General features: G+C 36.4%; 20 protein-coding genes. 7 read left to right on the top strand and 13 right to left on the bottom strand.

Features of this window, described 5'->3' with window-relative positions; translation table 11 throughout:
• Positions 1 to 16 precede the first annotated feature (16 nt).
• From LV704_RS16600 to LV704_RS16580, 5 genes are read left to right on the top strand one after another with little or no spacing between them, the layout of a single operon-like run.
• A complete protein-coding gene (locus LV704_RS16600; protein WP_163422642.1) occupies positions 17 to 1,378 on the top strand; it encodes an exonuclease domain-containing protein in 1,362 nt (453 codons plus the stop codon).
• Positions 1,375 to 2,214, top strand: coding sequence for an ion transporter (locus LV704_RS16595; RefSeq protein WP_163422643.1), 840 nt, complete (start codon positions 1,375 to 1,377; stop codon positions 2,212 to 2,214). Before LV704_RS16600 ends, LV704_RS16595 begins: the two co-directional genes overlap by 4 nt.
• Positions 2,211 to 3,134, top strand: a complete 924-nt coding sequence (gene miaA / locus LV704_RS16590; RefSeq protein WP_163422913.1) for a tRNA (adenosine(37)-N6)-dimethylallyltransferase MiaA — start codon at positions 2,211 to 2,213, stop codon at positions 3,132 to 3,134. The genes LV704_RS16595 and miaA overlap by 4 nt, the downstream gene beginning before the upstream one ends.
• Positions 3,127 to 3,621 (top strand): gluconokinase, encoded by a 495-nt coding sequence (locus tag LV704_RS16585; RefSeq protein ID WP_163422644.1) that lies wholly within the window; start codon positions 3,127 to 3,129, stop codon positions 3,619 to 3,621. Before miaA ends, LV704_RS16585 begins: the two co-directional genes overlap by 8 nt.
• Complete coding sequence (locus tag LV704_RS16580; protein WP_163422645.1) at positions 3,618 to 4,955, top strand: GntP family permease; 1,338 nt, start codon at positions 3,618 to 3,620, stop codon at positions 4,953 to 4,955. Before LV704_RS16585 ends, LV704_RS16580 begins: the two co-directional genes overlap by 4 nt.
• Before the next feature lie 51 nt (positions 4,956 to 5,006).
• Here LV704_RS16580 and LV704_RS16575 read toward each other — a convergent pair whose 3' ends face one another.
• The 13 genes from LV704_RS16575 to LV704_RS16515 form a co-directional block, all read right to left on the bottom strand.
• On the bottom strand, positions 5,007 to 5,723 hold the full coding sequence (locus LV704_RS16575) for a response regulator transcription factor (RefSeq protein ID WP_163422646.1): 717 nt from the start codon (positions 5,721 to 5,723) through the stop codon (positions 5,007 to 5,009).
• A gap of 6 nt (positions 5,724 to 5,729) precedes the next feature.
• Positions 5,730 to 7,313, bottom strand: coding sequence for a sensor histidine kinase KdpD (locus LV704_RS16570; RefSeq protein ID WP_163422647.1), 1,584 nt, complete (start codon positions 7,311 to 7,313; stop codon positions 5,730 to 5,732).
• A 77-nt stretch (positions 7,314 to 7,390) separates the two neighbouring features.
• Positions 7,391 to 7,978 carry a dephospho-CoA kinase gene (gene coaE, locus LV704_RS16565; RefSeq protein WP_163422648.1) on the bottom strand — a complete coding sequence of 196 codons (588 nt, stop codon included), beginning with the start codon at positions 7,976 to 7,978 and terminating at the stop codon, positions 7,391 to 7,393.
• Positions 7,975 to 8,931, bottom strand: a complete 957-nt coding sequence (locus tag LV704_RS16560; RefSeq protein ID WP_163422649.1) for a CdaR family protein — start codon at positions 8,929 to 8,931, stop codon at positions 7,975 to 7,977. The genes coaE and LV704_RS16560 overlap by 4 nt, the downstream gene beginning before the upstream one ends.
• 3 nt (positions 8,932 to 8,934) lie before the next feature.
• Positions 8,935 to 9,942: a glycosyltransferase family 2 protein gene (locus tag LV704_RS16555; RefSeq protein ID WP_163422650.1), complete on the bottom strand. Its 1,008-nt coding sequence runs from the start codon at positions 9,940 to 9,942 to the stop codon at positions 8,935 to 8,937.
• 55 nt (positions 9,943 to 9,997) lie between these two features.
• Positions 9,998 to 10,810, bottom strand: coding sequence for an enoyl-ACP reductase (locus LV704_RS16550; RefSeq protein WP_163422651.1), 813 nt, complete (start codon positions 10,808 to 10,810; stop codon positions 9,998 to 10,000).
• A gap of 90 nt (positions 10,811 to 10,900) precedes the next feature.
• The gene (recN, locus tag LV704_RS16545) at positions 10,901 to 12,553 is read right to left on the bottom strand and encodes a DNA repair protein RecN (protein WP_163422652.1); all 1,653 of its coding nucleotides are present in this window, start codon (positions 12,551 to 12,553) and stop codon (positions 10,901 to 10,903) included.
• A 46-nt stretch (positions 12,554 to 12,599) separates the two neighbouring features.
• Positions 12,600 to 13,490 carry a DUF4835 family protein gene (locus LV704_RS16540; RefSeq protein WP_163422653.1) on the bottom strand — a complete coding sequence of 297 codons (891 nt, stop codon included), beginning with the start codon at positions 13,488 to 13,490 and terminating at the stop codon, positions 12,600 to 12,602.
• Positions 13,483 to 14,688, bottom strand: coding sequence for a bifunctional phosphopantothenoylcysteine decarboxylase/phosphopantothenate--cysteine ligase CoaBC (gene coaBC, locus LV704_RS16535; protein WP_163422654.1), 1,206 nt, complete (start codon positions 14,686 to 14,688; stop codon positions 13,483 to 13,485). The genes LV704_RS16540 and coaBC overlap by 8 nt, the downstream gene beginning before the upstream one ends.
• Positions 14,689 to 14,691: 3 nt before the next feature.
• Positions 14,692 to 15,018 (bottom strand): DNA-directed RNA polymerase subunit omega, encoded by a 327-nt coding sequence (locus tag LV704_RS16530; RefSeq protein ID WP_109662714.1) that lies wholly within the window; start codon positions 15,016 to 15,018, stop codon positions 14,692 to 14,694.
• Between the two features lie 20 nt (positions 15,019 to 15,038).
• Positions 15,039 to 15,866: an outer membrane protein assembly factor BamD gene (locus LV704_RS16525; RefSeq protein ID WP_163422655.1), complete on the bottom strand. Its 828-nt coding sequence runs from the start codon at positions 15,864 to 15,866 to the stop codon at positions 15,039 to 15,041.
• Positions 15,867 to 15,972: 106 nt separating this feature from the next.
• Positions 15,973 to 16,860 carry a 4-hydroxy-tetrahydrodipicolinate synthase gene (dapA, locus tag LV704_RS16520; protein ID WP_163422656.1) on the bottom strand — a complete coding sequence of 296 codons (888 nt, stop codon included), beginning with the start codon at positions 16,858 to 16,860 and terminating at the stop codon, positions 15,973 to 15,975.
• Positions 16,860 to 17,393, bottom strand: a complete 534-nt coding sequence (locus LV704_RS16515; RefSeq protein WP_163422657.1) for a hypothetical protein — start codon at positions 17,391 to 17,393, stop codon at positions 16,860 to 16,862. Before LV704_RS16515 ends, dapA begins: the two co-directional genes overlap by 1 nt.
• Before the next feature lie 62 nt (positions 17,394 to 17,455).
• On the opposite strand from LV704_RS16515, the gene LV704_RS16510 reads away from it, so the two are divergent.
• Complete coding sequence (locus tag LV704_RS16510) at positions 17,456 to 18,223, top strand: 5'-nucleotidase C-terminal domain-containing protein (protein ID WP_233782070.1); 768 nt, start codon at positions 17,456 to 17,458, stop codon at positions 18,221 to 18,223.
• Positions 18,224 to 19,135, top strand: coding sequence for a metallophosphatase (locus tag LV704_RS16505; RefSeq protein ID WP_163422658.1), 912 nt, complete (start codon positions 18,224 to 18,226; stop codon positions 19,133 to 19,135).
• Positions 19,136 to 19,175: the final 40 nt, after the last annotated feature.

Raw genomic sequence — 19,175 nt, 5'->3', positions numbered from 1 at the left:
TTTTCAGACACTTTTCATGTACGCCATACTCGATATTGAAAGCACCGGAGGAAAATACAATGAGGAAGGTATCATGGAGATTGCAATCCACAAATTTGACGGGCATAAAGTGGTGGATAAATTTATTGGTTTAATAAATCCAGAAAGGGAAATTCAACCCTTTGTGGTTAAACTAACCGGAATCAATAATAAAATGTTACGTTCCGCACCTAAATTCCATGAGGTAGCAAAACGTATTATAGAAATTACCGATGGTGCCGTTATAGTGGCACATAATGCCCAATTTGACTATAGAATATTACGGACAGAATTTAGAAGATTAGGCTATGATTTTCAGCGTAAGACACTTTGTACGGTTGATCTATCAAAAAAACTGCTCCCAGATGCAGAGTCCCATAGTTTGGGTAAACTAGTACGTTCTTTAGGTATTCCCATGAGTGACCGTCACCGTGCAAACGGCGATGCCATAGCAACTTTAAAATTGTTTAAGCTTCTGTTGGGTAAAGATTCGGAAAAAACCATCATCAAGGAAGTTATTCGCGAAGAAACACATGGAGAACTGTCGGCGAAACAATTGGATATTATCTCTGATTTACCATCAAAAACTGGTGTGTACTATATGCATGATAAGGATGGAGATATTATTTTTCTTGGAAAAACAAAAGATATTAAACGAAGGGTAAACCAACATTTTACCAATGTTGGGCAATTGGCAAGAAAGTTGCAAAAAGAGACTAAAAAGGTAAGTCACGAACTTACTGGCAGCGAACTGGTCGCTATTTTAAAAGAATATCAAGAACTAAAACGGACTAAACCCAAATACAATACAATTACAAAGAAAAAACTCTTTTCCCATGTAATTAATTTTTCCAAAAATGGTACCCCTCATATTACCTTGGATATTGTGCAAAACAAATTCCAAAAGGACCAAAGGATTGGTTTTAATGGCATTCCTTCAGCAAAAAGTTTTCTAAGTAAAATAAGTAAAGAATTTGAATTATGCCCAACTTCCTTGGGACTTGATGTTGCTTGTGGACATGCTAAAAATGGATGTATGGAAGGGTGTACAGATATTGAAGATGCTTTTGAATACAATCAAAAAATAGAAGCAGCATTTAACAAATACAGTGTTATTAACAAGAGTGTGGCGTTAGTAGATCAAGGTAGGGAGGTTGGAGAGCGCAGTCTCATCTTAATTAAAAATGGCGCTTTAAAAGGCTTTGGATACGTAGAGCTCAATCACCAAATAAATAATATTCATATCTTAGAATCGATTATAACCCCAATTTCGAGTGACGAAAACACCTCTTTTATTATTGAATCCTATTTGAGAAAAAACAACAAACTGAAGGTTTTAGAATTAACGCCTGCCCTTTGAAAGAGCATAAAATACATTCTGGTTGGAAAAATACACTTCATGAAATTATTTATGAAGCTGACACTCCTTTAGGAAAGTTTTTTGATATTGTCCTTTTTGTTCTGATTGTACTTAGTGTAATTCTTGTGATGCTGGAAAGCATAAAAGAAGTGGACTTGCATTACCATAAGATTCTGTTGACCTTAGAATGGGTGGTTACCATTTTTTTTACCTTGGAATACATTGCAAGACTCATTAGCATCAAAAAGCCATTGAAGTATGTTTTTAGCCTTTATGGCATCATTGATTTTTTATCAACCATTCCACTCTATCTTTCCTATATTCTTGCTGGTTCCCAAGTTTTGTTGGCTGTAAGAGCGTTCCGTCTCCTACGGGTTTTTAGAATATTGAAGCTTGTAAAGTTTATGGGAGAGGCATCTCAACTAAAAGCTGCATTAAAGGCCAGTAGGGCTAAAATAGCGGTTTTTATATATGTTGTTTTAATTCTTTCCGTAATCATGGGTACAATCATGTACCTTATTGAAGATGATGAAGCTGGTTTTACCAGTATTCCAAGAAGCATCTATTGGACGATAGTAACATTGACCACTGTAGGTTATGGGGATATTGCTCCTCAAACCAATTTAGGGCAGTTTTTAGCTACTATCATCATGGTTTTAGGTTACGGGATCATTGCTGTGCCAACCGGTATTGTTACGGTAGAATTCTCAAGACATGGAAAAGGCAAAAAAGGAAATAGCCTAGTACATACAAATACGCAGGCCTGTCCTAGCTGCTCGGCAGAAGGTCATAGAGATGATGCTGCAAACTGCTATAAATGCGGAGATTTGCTATGAGCTCTAAGACTTTGATTTCAGTTGTGGGACCAACCGCTATTGGAAAGACCAGATTAGCAATTATTCTCGCAAAACACTTTAAGACCGAAATTGTTTCCGCAGATTCGCGACAGTTCTTCAAAGAAATGCACATAGGAACGGCAGTACCATCTGCAGAGGAACTAAAAGCCGTACCACATCATTTTATTCAACACAAAAGTATTTTTGAACCCTATTCAGTTGGTGATTTTGAAAAAGAAGCGATTGCCCAAATAGAAAAACTTTTCCAAAATAACGATTATGTTGTTATGGTGGGCGGAAGCGGCCTTTATGTTGATGCTGTAGTAAATGGATTGGATGAATTCCCGCAAATAGACTCCAAATTGCGTGACTCTTTAAATCAAAAACTAGAAAAAGAAGGTTTAGAATGCTTACAGGAAGAATTGCTTGTGCTAGACCCAAAATACTATCATCTGGTAGATATACATAATCCTCATAGGGTAATACGGGCCTTGGAAGTTTGCTTAACTGCCAAAAAACCTTACTCTTCATTCTTAAATCAGAAAAGAAAAAAGAGAAATTTCAATTCTTTTTATGTCGGTATCCAAGCAGATAGAGAGGTGATTTATGAACGTATCAATCAGCGTGTAGACATAATGATAGAAGCTGGACTATTGGATGAAGCAAAAAAATTATACCCACACAAAAACCTTAATGCTTTGCAAACTGTAGGGTACAAGGAGCTGCTTGAATATTTTGATAAAAACTTCACTCTTGATTTTGCCATTTCAGAAATCAAAAAAAATACGAGACGTTTTGCCAAAAGGCAGTTGACATGGCTTAGAAAAAACAAAAATATTCTTTGGGTAGATTTTAATACTGAACCAAAAGTTATTCTTGAAAAAATAACCAACCAACTTAAAACAAATCCGCATGCCTAGTATTCAAAAAGTATATATAATAATGGGTGTATCTGGAACCGGAAAATCTACTATTGGTAAGCTCCTATCACGTGCATTGGAGATTCCTTTTTTTGATGGAGATGATTTTCATCCAAAGGAAAACATAGAAAAAATGGAAGCCGGGAATCCTTTAAACGATGATGATAGGGAAGGATGGCTTATAAGACTCAATGAGCTGGCAAAAGAACACAAATCTTCGGGTGCTATTATTGCCTGTTCTGCCCTAAAGGAAAGTTATAGGAAAGTCCTTTTAAAGGAAATGAAAAATCATCTTGGTTTTATTTATTTGGAAGGTTCATTTGAACTTATTAAATCTAGATTAGAAAGTAGAAAGGGACACTTTATGCCATTAGAACTACTTAAATCACAGTTTGATACCCTTGAGGCACCAACTGAAGCAATTACAGTATCCGTTTCTTTGACTCCGGATCAAGTTATACAAGAAATAACAAACCAAATACAATGATAGAAACCCATTTGCTTTTTGCTGTATTAGGGGGGATAGCAGTACTCTTATTTTTAATCTTAAAACTACGTATCAACGCTTTTATAGCGCTTCTTATAGGAAGTATAACCGTTGGACTTATTGCAGGTTTAGATGCAAATCAAATCATTAAAACCGTTCAGGATGGAATGGGCAGCACTTTAGGTTTTGTTGCTACTGTGGTTGGATTAGGCGCTATGTTCGGAGGTATTTTAGAGGCCTCTGGTGGTGCAAAAACCATAGCAGATTTTATGGTATCTAAGTTTGGATTGAAAAAAGCACCATCCGCTATGGTCATTTCTGGGTTTTTAATAGCCATACCTGTTTTCTTTGATGTTGCATTTATCATTCTAGTTCCGATGATCTACGCGTTACAGCGTAAAACTGGAAAATCACTTTTGCTATATGCAATACCCTTGCTGGCAGGATTAGCCATAACACATGCCTTTATACCCCCTACTCCTGGCCCTATTGCAGTTGCAGATATTGTTGGTGCTGATTTGGGATGGGTTATTCTGGTTGGTTTTTTAACTGGTATCCCAACCGCTTTGATTGCAGGTTTATTATTTGGACGCTATATATCAAAAAAGATATTTGTAGAGGCTCCAAAACTCGTTGATAGTGTTGAGCCTACTATATTACCTCCTATTGGGCAGACTTTACTTATTATTGCTTTTCCCATTATTCTTATCCTTTTGAATACTATAGCATCCACTGGTGCACTTGGAATAACCAATAAAACTGTTTTAAATGGAATTGCCTTAGTCGGTCATCCCTTTTCAGCTTTAATCATTGCAAATATTTTGGCCTGGTATTTTTTTGGTATCAGAAAAGGATTTACCAAACAACAACTTTTTGATATCACCAGTAAATCTTTGGCCCCGGCAGGTACCATTATTTTACTTACCGGGGCAGGAGGGGTTTTTAAACAGGTTTTGACAAATACCGGTGCTGGGGAATTACTAGCGACATCTTTAAGCAATGCGGGTTTTCCTGTTTTGGCCTTCGCCTTTATAAGCGCCGCTATTGTTAGAATTGTTCAGGGCTCTTCTACTGTGGCAATGATAACAGCTGCCGGATTGGTGTCTCCTTTATTAATAAACGCGGTGTTAAGTCCTGTAGAACTTGCTTGTATGGTAATTGCCATCGCTTCGGGTGCAAGCATCTTTTCTCATGTTAATGACAGTGGTTTTTGGCTCGTTGGTCAATACTTAGGTATTACGGAAAAGCAAACATTTAAGTCTTGGACCATGATGACAACGATTCTTGCCTTTGTTGGAATCTTTACGGTCTCTATTCTTTACTTTTTTGTATAAAAAAACCACCTAAAAAAGGTGGTTTGGTATTTATCTATATAGGGGTAACTCCTATTGATTATTCTCAGCTTTAACAACCAATCTAAATCCTTCTCCGTGAATGTTCAAGATTTCTACAACATCATCACGTTTTAAGTACTTTCTTAATTTGGCAATATATACATCCATACTTCTAGAAGTAAAATAATTGTCATCTCGCCATATTTTGGTCAATGCCAATTCTCTAGGCATTAAATCATTTTCATGTAATGCCAGCAATCTTAATAATTCGTTTTCCTTAGGAGAAAGCTTTACAGGCTCCTCTTCCATATATTTTAAGAAACGAAGCTTCGAATTTAAATGGAAATTACCAATTTCAAATTCAAATTGCTTACTATCAGCCAATGTGCTAGATGCTTTCCTTTGAAGTATTGCTTTAAGTTTCATTAAAAGCACTTCAGAATCGAAAGGTTTGTTCAAGTAATCATCAGCTCCTGCCTTGTATCCTTTAAGAACATCTTCTTTCATGGTTTTTGCAGTAAGGAAAATGATAGGCACATTCTCATTTTTCTCCCTTATTTCCCTAGCTAGGGTAAATCCATCTTTATATGGCATCATAACATCCAGAATACAGACATCATAATTATCCTTCTTGAATTTTTCAAAACCTTCCATTCCATTTTTAGCCAGAACAACATCAAAATCGTTCATGGATAAATAATCTTTTAATACAATCCCAAAATTGGGATCATCTTCAACCAATAGTATTTTCTTTTTTTCTGTCTCCATAGTTTTCTAAATTAAAGGTAGTTTTATAAAGAAAGTACTTCCTTTTCCCTTTTCACTTTCCGCATAAACTTCGCCCTGATGATCTTCTATAATTCGTTTTACGTAGGCCAATCCTAACCCATGACCCTTTACGTTATGTATGTCTCCGGTATGTTCCCGGTAAAATTTTTCAAAAACTCTTTTAAGCACTGCTTTGCTCATTCCAGCTCCACGATCTTGTACTTTGATAATTATACTGTTTTTAACTACTTCGGTAAAAACATCAATTTTTGGGGATTCTACTGAATACTTTACCGCATTGTCCAGAATATTTACAATCACATTGGTAAAATGCACATCATTAGCCAGAACCTCTGATCTTTCTGCATTCAAATTCGATTTTACATATCCACCCCTATCCTCAACTATTAACTCTATATGCGCTATAGCATCCACTATTATGTCATGAACATCCACCCTATCCTTACGGATATCCAACTGATTTTTTTCCAATTTGGATATTCTAAGCACATTCTCTACCTGTGCATGCATACGTTTGTTCTCATCCCTAATCATTCCCAAATAACGTAATACTTTTTCTTTATCATCAATGGATTTAGGGTTTCGGATAGCTTCAACCGCAAGATTTATTGTTGCAATTGGAGTCTTAAACTCATGTGTCATGTTGTTGATGAAATCTGTTTTTATTTCAGATATCTGTTTCTGCTTTATCAACTGATAGATTGCGCTGGAATAAGCAATCATAATCACCAATGTAAAAATCAATGACAACAACGCCATGCTCATTATAGATTGAAAAAGAAACTTCTTCATCTTAGGAAAAGTTAGTAGTAACGAAAAGCTCGTGTTTCCTTCACTATCCTTGAAAATTGGAGCCCTGTACATCTTAGATTCAGAAAATTTGAATTTTTTAGATTTTACCTTGGTGGGATAACCTTGGCTGTACACTCCGTATTCGTAATCTATATCAATATTTCTATTGCCCAATTCCTGACTTAACAGCAATTCTAATTCTTGTTTGGATACCCTTTTATGTATTGGCCTACTTTTGGCATACTCCATAAAAACATCTTCCCAAGCTGCCTTATCAATTTTAGATAGTCCCCCAATCTTTTCTGCCTTTTGAATAGGCGTTAGGCTATAGCTTTTACCATCTAACCCAAATTCTTCTTTAAAGACGGCCTTGGTACGCTTACTTGTGAAGTTTTTAATCGTTGTGGTATCGTCATCCCCACTTAAATTATCAAAGAACGTTGATGTTATATTATAATCTTCTTCTAGAATTCCATGTGAATAAAAGAGAATCTCATCTGAATTTAAATCTCTATCAACAAATAAAAAATTTCTGAACTGAGTGGTTTTAGGTTGTCCAATACTATCTACCAATGAAGCCAAACGATCTGAATAGTCCTTCATCTCCCTCTTCTCCACCCTGCTGGCAACCTTATCCAGTATGTCTGTTACCGTTCTTGAGAATTGCTCCTCCTTGTCGTCCACTGATGTTCTTATCCAATACACTTGAACAAAAATTATCCCAGTAAGGGATAAACTCATAAGAATGACGAGAAGAACGAATAGCTTCTTGTTCATCGGGGTAAAATTAGAAATTTAACATTTAGGCCTTTGACCGTTTAACCTAACCTTAACAAAAATGTTAAAATTACTGGTCAATCTGCTTGTCTTACAAGCCTTTGATGAAGTTCATCAACCCTTTTTTTGGTAATTTCCAAATCAATATTGTCAATACAAAAGTTTGAAAGAGCTACTTTATCATCATCACTCATCTGGTTTTTCATACGACCCAGAACTTCCTTCTTGTTTGCCCCATCCCTTTCCATTACTCTTTTAAGGCGAAAATCTTCTGGTGCCTTAACCAAAATTACATAGTCGTAATTGTCTTGAGCATCATTTTCAAAAATCAAAGCGGTTTCCTGAATAACATATGGTACTTCTTGAGTTTTTGTCCACTCCAAAAAATCTTCTCTTACGGCAGGATGAACAATTTTGTTTAACCTTTGTAGGGTTTCAGGGTTTTCAAAAATTTTGTTTGCAATAAACCTTTTGTTCAAAGTTTTGCCATGATATGCTTCTTCTCCAAGCAATTTAATTATGGCCATTTTTAACTCGGCAGAAGCCATCATAAGACGTTTTGCTTCAGAGTCAGAGTCATACACAGGTACTCCTAGATCTTTGAACATGCCTGCAACAGTGCTCTTTCCGCTTCCTATTCCTCCTGTTAGACCAACAATAATCATTTTTGTTCCAAAACAAAGTTAACCTTATTTTCAAGCAACCTTACACCATGAACCTTATCAGGTTTCTGCGTAATTTCTAAAAACAACATGTTATTATTTGAACCGTTCAACTGCTTGTAATCCGCGATAACCTCAAAATCTTCCACCGTTATCGATTTCAACTGTTCAATGGTGGCTTTACAAAGTACAGATACAGAATTGGGAAATGTATTGACTTGGTATCCTTTTGGGAAATTTAATACTTGAATTTCAACATCAAAAACCCTCTCAGAAAATTTTACCACTTTTCCCGATACATTAGCCCTATTAATTGAAAAGGTACTATTGGATAGGTTTTTAGGAAAAACCAGTAAAACGTCCTTTGAAAAATCAGAAGAAACGTCTGCCAACTCTATTTTTGAGGTGTAAATTGTATTGAGCGTGTCTATTTCACTTTTAGGTCCCTTCACCAAAACCATATTTGGTGTAATAATTGGTTCACCTTCCAGAATATAATTCTGCTGAAACTGTACGTCTAAATTTGCTTTAATTGCGACCTCCTTGGCTGCAACTTGATAAAGATCTACAATAAGTTCATCCCTATCCAAATCAATCAAGGAGATGCTCTTAGACAGTTGACGCTCCATTTGTTTTTTTAAAGCATCTTCCGTTAAAATATAGTTTCCATTATCGATCACTACTTGAGATAAATCTACCTCCACCCTTTTATTTACAAAGTTGTAATAGAGAAACTTGAACCCACTGGTCCTTAGTTTCGCCTCAATGGAATTGACAGCGTTATTGCCCAATAACAAAGTGTCCGGTAAATTCTTATAGTTCAAGTTAAAGTTGGCCCTGGATTCATAAGGCTCTGACAAATTGCTCAAAAACCAAGCAAGAAATGAACATATCAAAAAGAGGAAAAATACTTTTACCTTCCTTTTATTAAGTCCACTAAATGCCTTTTTGAACACTTGCTACTTTTTTTTAAAAAACAATTTCGGAAACAATATTTCAGGTTCCTTATTGCTAAAATTAACCAAGATTGTGGATTTTAGAAAACCTATCCCGTATCCTGTAAACTGTGTTAATGCCGCAAAAATTGCCAACAAAGCCACTTTCACGCTTTTATTTTTTATCAATGCATCTAAAAAAAGTACTGAAAAGTATACTCCAACCATTACAATTGGCAATATGATTCCTCCAATAGCCATCAAAACTGACCCTAACAATCCTAGTATAAACAGTGTTGGAAACCAATACGTCAACTTTGCCGTTCCCTTGTGCCATTTGTTTAGAATTGGCCTTACCATTCCAAATTTATTGACCTGAATATAAAACTTGTTCCAGTCTATCCGTCTTTTATGATAGACAAATACTTTTGGAAACAGTCTGGTGGTATATCCTGCTTTCCATATTCTAAAGGTTAAATCTGGGTCTTCACCTGGGTGAATTTGACCAAACCCACCTGCTTTATTAAAAGCTTCCTTGGAAATTCCCATATTGAAACTACGCGGTTGAAACTTTCCAATAGATGTATCGCCTCCTCTGATGCCCCCAGTGGTATAAAATGAGGTCATTACATAATTTATGGCTTTTTGAACCGTAGTGAATGATTCATGTGCTGCATCTGGCCCACCAAAACAGTGAACAAAATCTGTTTGGAGTTCTCTTTTTACCTCGCTCAGATATTGAGCTGGAAGAATACAATCAGAATCCAGGATAATATAATAATTACCCTTCGCACTTTGCATTCCATAATTTCTAGAATCTCCAGGACCTGTGTTTTCCTTAAAATAATAGGAGATTTGCAACCTATCCTGAAAATTCTCTACAACTTTTTTTGAGCTTTTTGCAGAACCATCTTCTACAATGACAACTTCATAACCTTCTTTAAAATCCTGTTCCACAAGACTTTCCAATAACTCTTGAATTTCTTCAGGTCTGTTGTATACAGGGACGATTATGGAAAAATTTGTATTCATCTAAAAACACAAAAGCCATCCCTAAAAGGATGGCTTTTGTAGCTATATATATTAATTATTTTGTGAACTCATCAATAACTTCTTGGCTTACTCCGGTGTTGGAAAATCCTCCATCATGGAATAAATTCTGCATGGTCACCTTCTTTGTCAAATCTGAAAAGAGACTCACCGTATAATCAGCACAATCGGCGGCTGAGGCATTACCAAGTGGAGACATTTTCTCAGCATAGCTGATAAAACCATCAAATCCTTTTACCCCTTGTCCCGCAGTGGTTGGCGTTGGTGATTGAGAAATTGTATTTACCCGAACTTTCTTTTCTTTTCCAAAGAAGTATCCAAAACTTCTTGCCACCGATTCCAGATAAGCTTTGTTATCTGCCATATCATTATAATCGGGGAAAGTTCTTTGTGCTGCCATATAAGTTAAAGCGACGATACTACCCCATTCGTTCATGGCGTCAGATTTGTACAAAGACTGCATCACTTTATGAAAGGAAAGTGCTGAAACATCCCATCCTTTTGCAGTAAAATCATATTTCTCATCTGTATATGCTCTACCTTTTCTAACATTAACGGACATTCCTATAGAGTGAAGTACAAAATCCAGTTTTCCACCCAAAATCTCCATGGTCTGAGTTACCAAATTTTGTAAATCTTCTTCATTTGTAGCATCTGCAGGAATTATTTCAGAGTTTGTCTTAGCGGCCAACTCCTTAATCTGCCCCATACGCATTGCAATAGGTGCATTGGTCAATACAAAAGTTCCGCCTTCTTCATGAATACGTTCTGCCGTTTTCCATGCAATGGAGTTCTCATCCAGAGCGCCAAAAATGATTCCTTTTTTACCTTTTAAAAGATTGTATGCCATATTATTTATCTATAGTTGGTTTTGCGACAAAGATATTTATTCTTATCGAGTTTTGTCGTTTTGATTAATTCGATTAAAAAGGAAACTCCTTTATTGCAATAATTGCTTAGCGTGAGCCAAAGCAGATTCCGATACGGACTTGCCTCCCAACATTTCGGCAAGTTCATTAATGCGTTCATCTGCATTTAGTTTTTTCATTTGAGTGCTAGTGCTTCCTTCTTGTTCTTCCTTAAATACTTTAAATTGTTGTTGCCCTTTTGATGCTACTTGCGGTAAGTGCGTAATAGAGAAAACCTGCATGGTCTTACTCATTTGTTGCATAATCTCTCCCATACGGTTAGAGATTTCCCCAGAAACGCCCGTGTCAATTTCATCGAACATCATGGTAGGCAGTTGTTCGTATTCTGCCAAAATGGATTTTATGGTCAACATAATGCGCGATAGCTCTCCTCCAGAAGCTACTTTTTTCAATTCACCATAATCTGAGCCCTTGTTTGCTGAAAACAGGAAAACAAGGTCATCTTTTCCATTAGATTTAAAAGTTATAGAAGGGTTTACTTCAATTTTAAAAGTTGCTGAGGGCATTCCTAGAGAAAGTAAACTTTCTTGAAGCATCTTCTTCAACCTTGGAATTACCTCATTTCTGGCATTTCTGATCTTTGTTGCCCATCCGTCTATCTGCTGCTCTTTTTTAGAGACTTCTACCTCTTTTTCCTTAATTTTTGATTCTATATTCTCAACGGCATCAACTTGGATAACTAATTGATCTCTCAACGCAATAAGCTCTTCAATTGAGCCCACATGATGTTTTTTCTGTAAATCATACAATTGCTGCAACTGTCCATTTACAGCCTCCAATCTTGCTGGGTTTGCCTCTACTCCGTCCTTTATCTGATCTAACTCATTAGCTATATCATCAGCTTCTATAAAAATGGATTGCACCCGTTCATTTAATGCTGAATAGGTAGTTCCAAAATCCGCCAAGCTTTGAAAAGCTCGTTTCAAATCGGCCAATTTCCCTAAAACACCCACTTGCTCATCATTCAACAATTGATGCCCTTGGGATAACTGCTCCATTATTTGCTCCACATTGTTCAACTGCTCAAATTCAGCTTCCAACTCCTCTTGAACCCCTTCTTTTAATGGGGCTGCTTCTAACTCTTTTAGCAAAAAAGTGTTATAGTCATGCTCTTTATTAGAATTGGACTGAAAATCCATTAAAGCTTCCAATTCTTTTGAAGCCTTTTTATATTCCTCTAAATGTGTTTTGTAAACTTTTATGTTCTCACCATTTTCCGCAAGAGCATCTACTACCTTAAGTTGAAAATCATTTTCGGTCAATCTTAAGGTTTGATGCTGGGAATGCACATCAACCAATCGTTCCCCTAATCTTTTTAAAATATCTAGCGTTACTGGTGAATCGTTCACAAACGCTCTTGATTTACCGCTAGGAAGAATTTCTCGTCTTAGAATGGTGTTGTCTTCGTAATCTAAATCATTGACATGAAAAAAACCATTGAGTTGATACTTTAAAATGTCAAACTCAGCCTCTATGATACACTTCTTTGCTTGATTTTTAAGTGACGTTAAGTCTGCACGTTTTCCTAAAACAAGAGAAAGCCCACCCAGTAATATAGATTTACCAGCTCCAGTTTCACCAGTTATAGTGGTAAACCCAGACGTAAACGAAACGTTCACATCATCTATTAGTGCATAATTTTGAATAGAAAGATTTGTTAGCAATGCTAAAGATTTATCATGTAAAGATAAATCTCTTTAGAGAAATGGGCTAGTATTTTATCTCGTTCCAGGTACTGGAATAAAATGGCGCCACTCGGTTAAGGGTTTCCTTGAGTTTAACAATATCCACTTTTGGGCCATCAGAGAAGATATTTCTAATCTCCTCAGACTTGGCGTCAAAAAACGTTTGAATCAAAAATGCATTAGGCCTACGCTTAATCAAGGTCTCGAACAAACGCATACTACCGGCAATCACTTGTTTTCCGGTACTATTATTGTCTCCAAGAATATCCAATCCTTTTCTATGGTAGTTGTACATCGCTATTCGATATTCTCTAAAGGAATTACTGAGTAAATTATCAATCAATTCAAAACGTGTACGTTCTCCCGTTTCTTGGTTCCACCCAGAAAAGTTTGAACCTTGTGCCTGTGTTACAATATTCTGTGCTTTTCTAAACATGTCGTCACCACCTTCCAATGAAAACGTATCTGCATCCAATCCCAAAATAATGTAAACGTAATACGATATTACCCCTATTAAATTGGACTCAAACACATTTTCGTTTAACACCAAAGGTTGAAATTCCTGATATTGAAAATTGAAAGCATCGTCCTTATAATTAAAAACTGGGCTTTCGTATGAAGTATTGAAAACCGTTCTTGAAGATTGAATCTGAATATTGGCTTCAAACCTGTCAGATTCATATTGTGTTACGGTTATAAACATTCTAGCACTTATGCGTTCATTCTCCTTATAAACCCTGTTGGTCCATTTACTTTTGTTCACAAAATCACTTAGTGAACGTTCCAAGGTTCTAAAAATCTGCTGATTTGTTTGACTTACTTGATCAGAGTTGACCGTAACGGTACAATTTAATTCTTGCGCAAAAGTTACTTGCGATAGTGATAGTAAAAAAGTGAGCAATAAAATTCTACGCATGAATTCTGGAGGTAATTTCTTCCCAAATATCCGAAGCCACATCTGACTTCGTCTTCAAATCAAACGTTTTTATATCCAAATTCTTATCAATGAAAGTAATTTTATTGGTATTGCCTCCAAAACCAGCTCCATCATCTTTTAGAGAGTTCAGGACTATAGCATCTAAATTCTTACGCTGTAGTTTTCCCTTGGCATTTTCAAGCTCATTTTCTGTTTCCAAAGCAAAGCCCACCAAAAATTGATTTTTCTTTTTCTCGCCTAATGAATAAAGAATATCCGGGTTTCTTTCCAGTTCAATTTGTAAATCCCCTTCTTTCTTTTTCATCTTCTCCTCAGCAACATGCTTTGGGCGATAATCGGCTACAGCTGCCGCGCATATGGCAACATCGATTTCATCATAGTGCACATGGCATGCATCGTACATTTCTTGTGCAGAGGTAACTCGTACTAAATTGATTTGGCTATGGTCAATATTCAGGTTTGTAGGCCCCGAAACCAAGATTACTTCAGCACCCAAATTGGCTGCTCTTTTTGCAAGCTCAAAACCCATAGTCCCTGAGGAACGGTTACCTAAAAACCGGACGGGGTCAATAGCTTCATGTGTTGGCCCGGCAGTAATCAGAACTTTTTTTCCAGTTAAAGGAAGCCCTTTTGCCAAATCCGCTTGGATAAACTCAACAATAGTTTCAGGTTCGGCCATGCGTCCTTCTCCATGCAGTCCACTAGCCAACTCTCCAGATTCAGCAGGTATTATAACATTTCCAAAAGATTTTAATTTTTTAAAAGATTCCGCAGTGGATGGATGTTTGTACATATCCAAATCCATAGCCGGGGCAAAATATACAGGGCATTTTGCTGATAAATATGTTGCCATCAACAGATTGTCGCAAGTACCATTGGCCATTTTAGACAGCGTATTTGCGGTGGCTGGAGCAATAATCATAATATCTGCCCAAAGTCCAAGCTCCACATGATTATTCCAGGATATACTGCCATCCTCTTGATTAATAAAATCCGTTAGTACAGGGTTTTTGGATAAGGTAGACAGCGTAAGGGGAGAAACAAAAGAGCTGGCACTTTCGGTCATTATAACTTTGACCTTAGCACCAGCTTTTATCAGTAGCCTAATAAGAAATGTGGTCTTATATGCGGCAATTCCCCCGGTAATGCCCAAAAGGATGTGTTTACCGCCAAGCACTTCTTATGCGTCTTTTTCTGTGTTTCTATAATAGATTTTGTCTTCCAACCATTCCATAACTGCCAATGCATGAGGCTTGGGCAATTTTTCATAGAATTTAGAAACTTCTATCTGCTCCTTGTTTTCAAAGACTTCTTCTAAACTGTCACTGTAAGTTGCAAACTCTTCCAACTTTTCCAACAATTCTTTCTTTATCTCTGAGTTAATCTGAATTGCACGTTTTGAAGCAATGGAAATTGCCTCATAAATGTTATCTGTTTTATCATCAAATTCGTTTCTATTGTGGGTAACTGTAGAAACAGGAGCTTTTGTATTTTTCAAATCTTGCATATACTGCTTATTTAAACTGTTTATTTGGAATCAGAATATTGACTTAATTCCTTTTGAATTTTGCTGGATAGATCGTCCGCTTTCTTTTTAAATTGTGATTCTGGAAAGTAACGCATTAAAGTGTTGTAAGCGTCCTGGGCATCTTCCAAACGTTCTTTCTTTCTGTTTCGTGTGCTATTAAGGGCTAAACTGGTTGCGGCTTCAATTCTATAGTACAAAGCTTCTTCCCTATAAATAGAACCTGGGTTATCAGAAATAAAATTGTCCAGAGCCGTCATTGCCGAAACTAGGATTGGATAATTGAATTGTCCTAATTTGTTAAACTGCTTGGCTACTTCTATTTGCTTTTTTTCTTTTTTTGTTGTCAATTCTTTAGCCATTTTATTGGCTTCTTCAAAATATTCCGATTCTGGATATGTATTGATAAAGGTCTGTAATTTTGCTAGCGCCTTATCTGTATCTGTTTGGTCCAAAGAATATTCCGGCGAAAGTTCATAATAACTCTGCGCCCCTAAAAAGGAAGCTTCCTGAATCTTATCGCTCTTTGGATAGGATTTAACAAAACGTTCAAATTGATATCCTGAAAGATAATAGTCCTTGGTTTTAAAATACGTATTCGCAAAAAAGAACATTACTCGTTCTCCCTGCGGCTTGCCTACATATTTTGGAGCTATTTGCTCATATAACCTTTTTGCCCTTTTGTAGTCTTCTGCGTCATAGTATTTTTGAGCCAAATCATACTTGGGCTTAACATCTTCATTTTTAAGCACCTTTTGGTACTCGCTACATGAAGAAAGAAATGCAATAACAAAGAGAATAGGGAGAATCGACCTCATTTTCAAAAACATTTTGCAAAATTAGTGATAATCAACGGATTTAAAAAATAGATTTATGCTCCAAAAATAACTGCAGTATAGACTATTTGCTATGGTTTTAGGGAAGATTTAACGAACTTTAAGCATGAACTCTGTTCAATGATTTTAAAAAGCTGGATATTCTGCTTTTCAACTTTGATGTAGCTTCCACCAAAGGCAGTCTTACCAATGCACTGCAAAGTCCTAAAGATTCAAAAATACTTTTGATTCCAGCTGGGTTTCCCTCTTCAAAAATCATGTCCATAATAGGTAATATAGCATGGTGTATTTCATAAGCATCATCAGAATTACCTTGTCTTCCTAGCTGTATCATTTCAGAAAATATGTTTGGCAACCCTTGTCCCAAAACTGATATTACTCCTGCTCCTCCTGCCAAAACGGTAGGAAGTGCATTAAAATCATCGCCAGCAATCACTAAGAAATCTTCAGGTTTTCCTTTGATGATACGGTCAATTTGAATCATATCGCCAGAGGCTTCTTTAATAGCAACTATATTAGGGTTATTAGCCAAACGCAATGTAGTTTCTGCCAACATATTACTACCTGTTCTAGAAGGAACATTGTATAGGATTATTGGCTTTGGAGATGCCTGAGCTATAGCGTTAAAATGTTGATAGACTCCTTCTTGGGTTGGCTTGTTGTAATAAGGTGAAACAGATAAGATCGCATCAAACTCGGATAGATCAAGTATGGTAAGGTCTTCAATAATGGCCGCAGTATTGTTTCCTCCTACACCCAAAACCAATGGCAATCTGCCCGCATTTGTTTTAATAACAGTGTCCATCACCAATTGCTTATCGGTCTTGGAAAGTGTAACCGATTCTCCGGTTGTACCCAGGGCGACCAAATAATCAACACCTCCTTTAATACAATGCTCAACAATTTGCTCCAGTGCATTTACATCAATAGAAAAATCTTCATTAAACGGAGTTACCAATGCAACTCCCGTACCCATTAACTGTTCCATTACAATTCTTTTAATACTTTTAAATACTTTTTCAGTTCGCCCTTAAAGACTTTAAAATCTCTAAATGGAGTATTTAAAATTAAATCGTTGATCTTTGGATCCAACGCTCCAAAACCTACCTTTAGTCTTGCAGGGGTTTTAACGGATAACAATTTCATCATCAAATTATCTTCCTCGTAGTAATTGATCAATAAATCATATTCCCTACCTAAAAACTCCAACACATAGCCATTTTCAATTATACCTTTCCAACCTAAATCCTTATCAGAAAAAATCTGGATGGCATAGGGGGAGTTTTTATCATATTCTCTTTTGTATCCAATGATTTTTATGGCATTGGGCCTAAGAGAAAACTCATCAATGAGTTCATAAAACACCTCTGCGTTTTGAAAATTATCAACATCAACAATACAACCAATGCTGGTAATTCCCTTCTCCCTATTAACGGTCATAGGAGGTTTTTCTATTTCCTCCTGTAAAAATTTAAGACCCGATTTAACTTTAAATTTATCTTGGAGCCCTTTTAAAAACATATTTTTTATGCATTTTTACAAAGGTAATTATTCTACCAAGATTACTTAACAAAGATAACTACGTGAATTATTTAAAATTAAAACAAATTGTTGTATTTATAACTTTTTGTTTTTTACTATCATGTAACCAAGGAAAGGGTCCGCTTTCAAAGGTTGCTGGAAAGCAAATAAAAATTGATACCTCTATCAATGCAGTGGATTCCATAGAAACTTTTGTTGCTCCATTTAAGAATAGGATAAACCAAGTTTTGGATAGCACGTTGGCTTATGCGCCCAAACCCCTTCTTTTGGATGATGGCAACCGCAACACTTCCATGGGAAATTTAATGGCAGACATTGTTTTCAAAGAAACCCATCCAATTTTTAAATCTAAAATGGAAAAAGAACTGGATTTTGTAGTTCTTAATAGAGGTGGAATACGATCAATTATCTCCAAAGGAGATGTAACTGCTAGAAATGCATACCAAGTAATGCCGTTTGAAAACTACATTTCTGTAGTTGAACTTAGCGGCACTGCGGTAAGAAAGCTTATTTCTTTTTTGTCTACGTCAGAACGCGCACATCCAGTTTCTGGCATACAGATCATTTTGGATAAAAAGGGTGGATTGGAATCTGTAAGTATACAAGGTAGTCCTTTTGATGAAAACAGAAACTACTACATTGCAACATCTGACTACCTAGTGCAAGGTGGGCCCAGTATAGGTTTCTTTGATGAGATAATTTCCACTACAGATACGGGCTATCTTTTGCGTAATGCCATTATAGACCATTTTAAAAAAACAGATAGTGTAAAAGCAGAAGTGGACGATAGGTTTATTCAACTTGACTAAATGAAAAGAAGAGATTTTTTAACAAATACAGCAGCTACTTCAGCTTTAATAGGTCTTGGTGGTCTTGGTTTAAATTCGTGTTCCGGCCTCAATAGTAGACACATTACTATTTTACACACCAATGATGTGCATAGTCATATTGATCCTTTTCCTAGCTCACACTCATCATATGCCAACTTAGGAGGGGTTGCCAGAAGAGCCGCACTAGTGGATAATATCAGAAATGAGAATCCCAATACCCTACTCTTTGATGCAGGAGATATCTTTCAAGGCACTCCCTATTTTAACTTCTACGGAGGCGAGTTGGAGTTTAAACTAATGAGTAAGCTCAATTATGATGCTGCGACCATAGGCAATCATGATTTTGACAATGGCGTTGATGGGTTATTGGCGCAGGTCCCACATGCCAAGTTTGAGTTGTTATCCGCTAATTACGACTTTACCAATACGGTTATGGAAGGTTTTGTAAAACCCTTCAAAATTTACATGGTTGATGGAATAAAAATTGGCGTATATGGTATTGGTATTGCCTTGGATGGTTTAGTTACCAAAAGACTCTATAAAGAGACCAAATATCTAAACCCCTTTGAAATTGCTCTGGACATGGAACGTAACCTTAAAGAAGAAGAAAACTGTGACCTTGTTATTTGTCTTTCTCATCTAGGCTATGACTATGACAGACCCGAAAGACCTTCAGATACCCAACTTGCTCAAAGCACTCATTACACAAATCTGATAATTGGTGGCCATACCCATACTTTTTTGGACAAACCTGATGTTCGTATTAATAAAAATGGAGATTCAGTATTGGTAAACCAAGTTGGAGCCTTTGGTATAAATCTTGGTAGGATTGACTTTTATTTTGATGGAAAGAAGAATGCATCTGCCAATGGGGTAAGTATTGTTGTGTAATTTACCAATACTAAAAAAAAGTGATTCTCTAATTTGACTT

It is taken from the genome of Flagellimonas sp. CMM7 (genome assembly GCF_021390195.1).
In the GTDB taxonomy this organism is placed as follows: Bacteria; Bacteroidota; Bacteroidia; order Flavobacteriales; family Flavobacteriaceae; genus Flagellimonas.
Note: the sequence above shows the minus strand (reverse complement) of the source record. Positions and strands in the feature narration are given on the sequence as shown.

Excerpts from the sequence above, each read along its gene's own strand:
- LV704_RS16600 (WP_163422642.1), top strand. The coding sequence starts at position 17 with ATGTACGCCATACTCGATATTGAAAGCACCGGAGGAAAATACAATGAG.
- miaA (WP_163422913.1), top strand. The coding sequence starts at position 2,211 with ATGAGCTCTAAGACTTTGATTTCAGTTGTGGGACCAACCGCTATTGGA.
- LV704_RS16585 (WP_163422644.1), top strand. The coding sequence starts at position 3,127 with ATGCCTAGTATTCAAAAAGTATATATAATAATGGGTGTATCTGGAACC.
- LV704_RS16580 (WP_163422645.1), top strand. The coding sequence starts at position 3,618 with ATGATAGAAACCCATTTGCTTTTTGCTGTATTAGGGGGGATAGCAGTA.
- LV704_RS16575 (WP_163422646.1), bottom strand. The coding sequence starts at position 5,723 with ATGGAGACAGAAAAAAAGAAAATACTATTGGTTGAAGATGATCCCAAT.
- LV704_RS16570 (WP_163422647.1), bottom strand. The coding sequence starts at position 7,313 with ATGAACAAGAAGCTATTCGTTCTTCTCGTCATTCTTATGAGTTTATCC.
- coaE (WP_163422648.1), bottom strand. The coding sequence starts at position 7,978 with ATGATTATTGTTGGTCTAACAGGAGGAATAGGAAGCGGAAAGAGCACT.
- LV704_RS16555 (WP_163422650.1), bottom strand. The coding sequence starts at position 9,942 with ATGAATACAAATTTTTCCATAATCGTCCCTGTATACAACAGACCTGAA.
- LV704_RS16550 (WP_163422651.1), bottom strand. The coding sequence starts at position 10,810 with ATGGCATACAATCTTTTAAAAGGTAAAAAAGGAATCATTTTTGGCGCT.
- LV704_RS16540 (WP_163422653.1), bottom strand. The coding sequence starts at position 13,490 with ATGCGTAGAATTTTATTGCTCACTTTTTTACTATCACTATCGCAAGTA.
- LV704_RS16530 (WP_109662714.1), bottom strand. The coding sequence starts at position 15,018 with ATGCAAGATTTGAAAAATACAAAAGCTCCTGTTTCTACAGTTACCCAC.
- LV704_RS16525 (WP_163422655.1), bottom strand. The coding sequence starts at position 15,866 with ATGTTTTTGAAAATGAGGTCGATTCTCCCTATTCTCTTTGTTATTGCA.
- dapA (WP_163422656.1), bottom strand. The coding sequence starts at position 16,860 with ATGGAACAGTTAATGGGTACGGGAGTTGCATTGGTAACTCCGTTTAAT.
- LV704_RS16515 (WP_163422657.1), bottom strand. The coding sequence starts at position 17,393 with ATGTTTTTAAAAGGGCTCCAAGATAAATTTAAAGTTAAATCGGGTCTT.
- LV704_RS16505 (WP_163422658.1), top strand. The coding sequence starts at position 18,224 with ATGAAAAGAAGAGATTTTTTAACAAATACAGCAGCTACTTCAGCTTTA.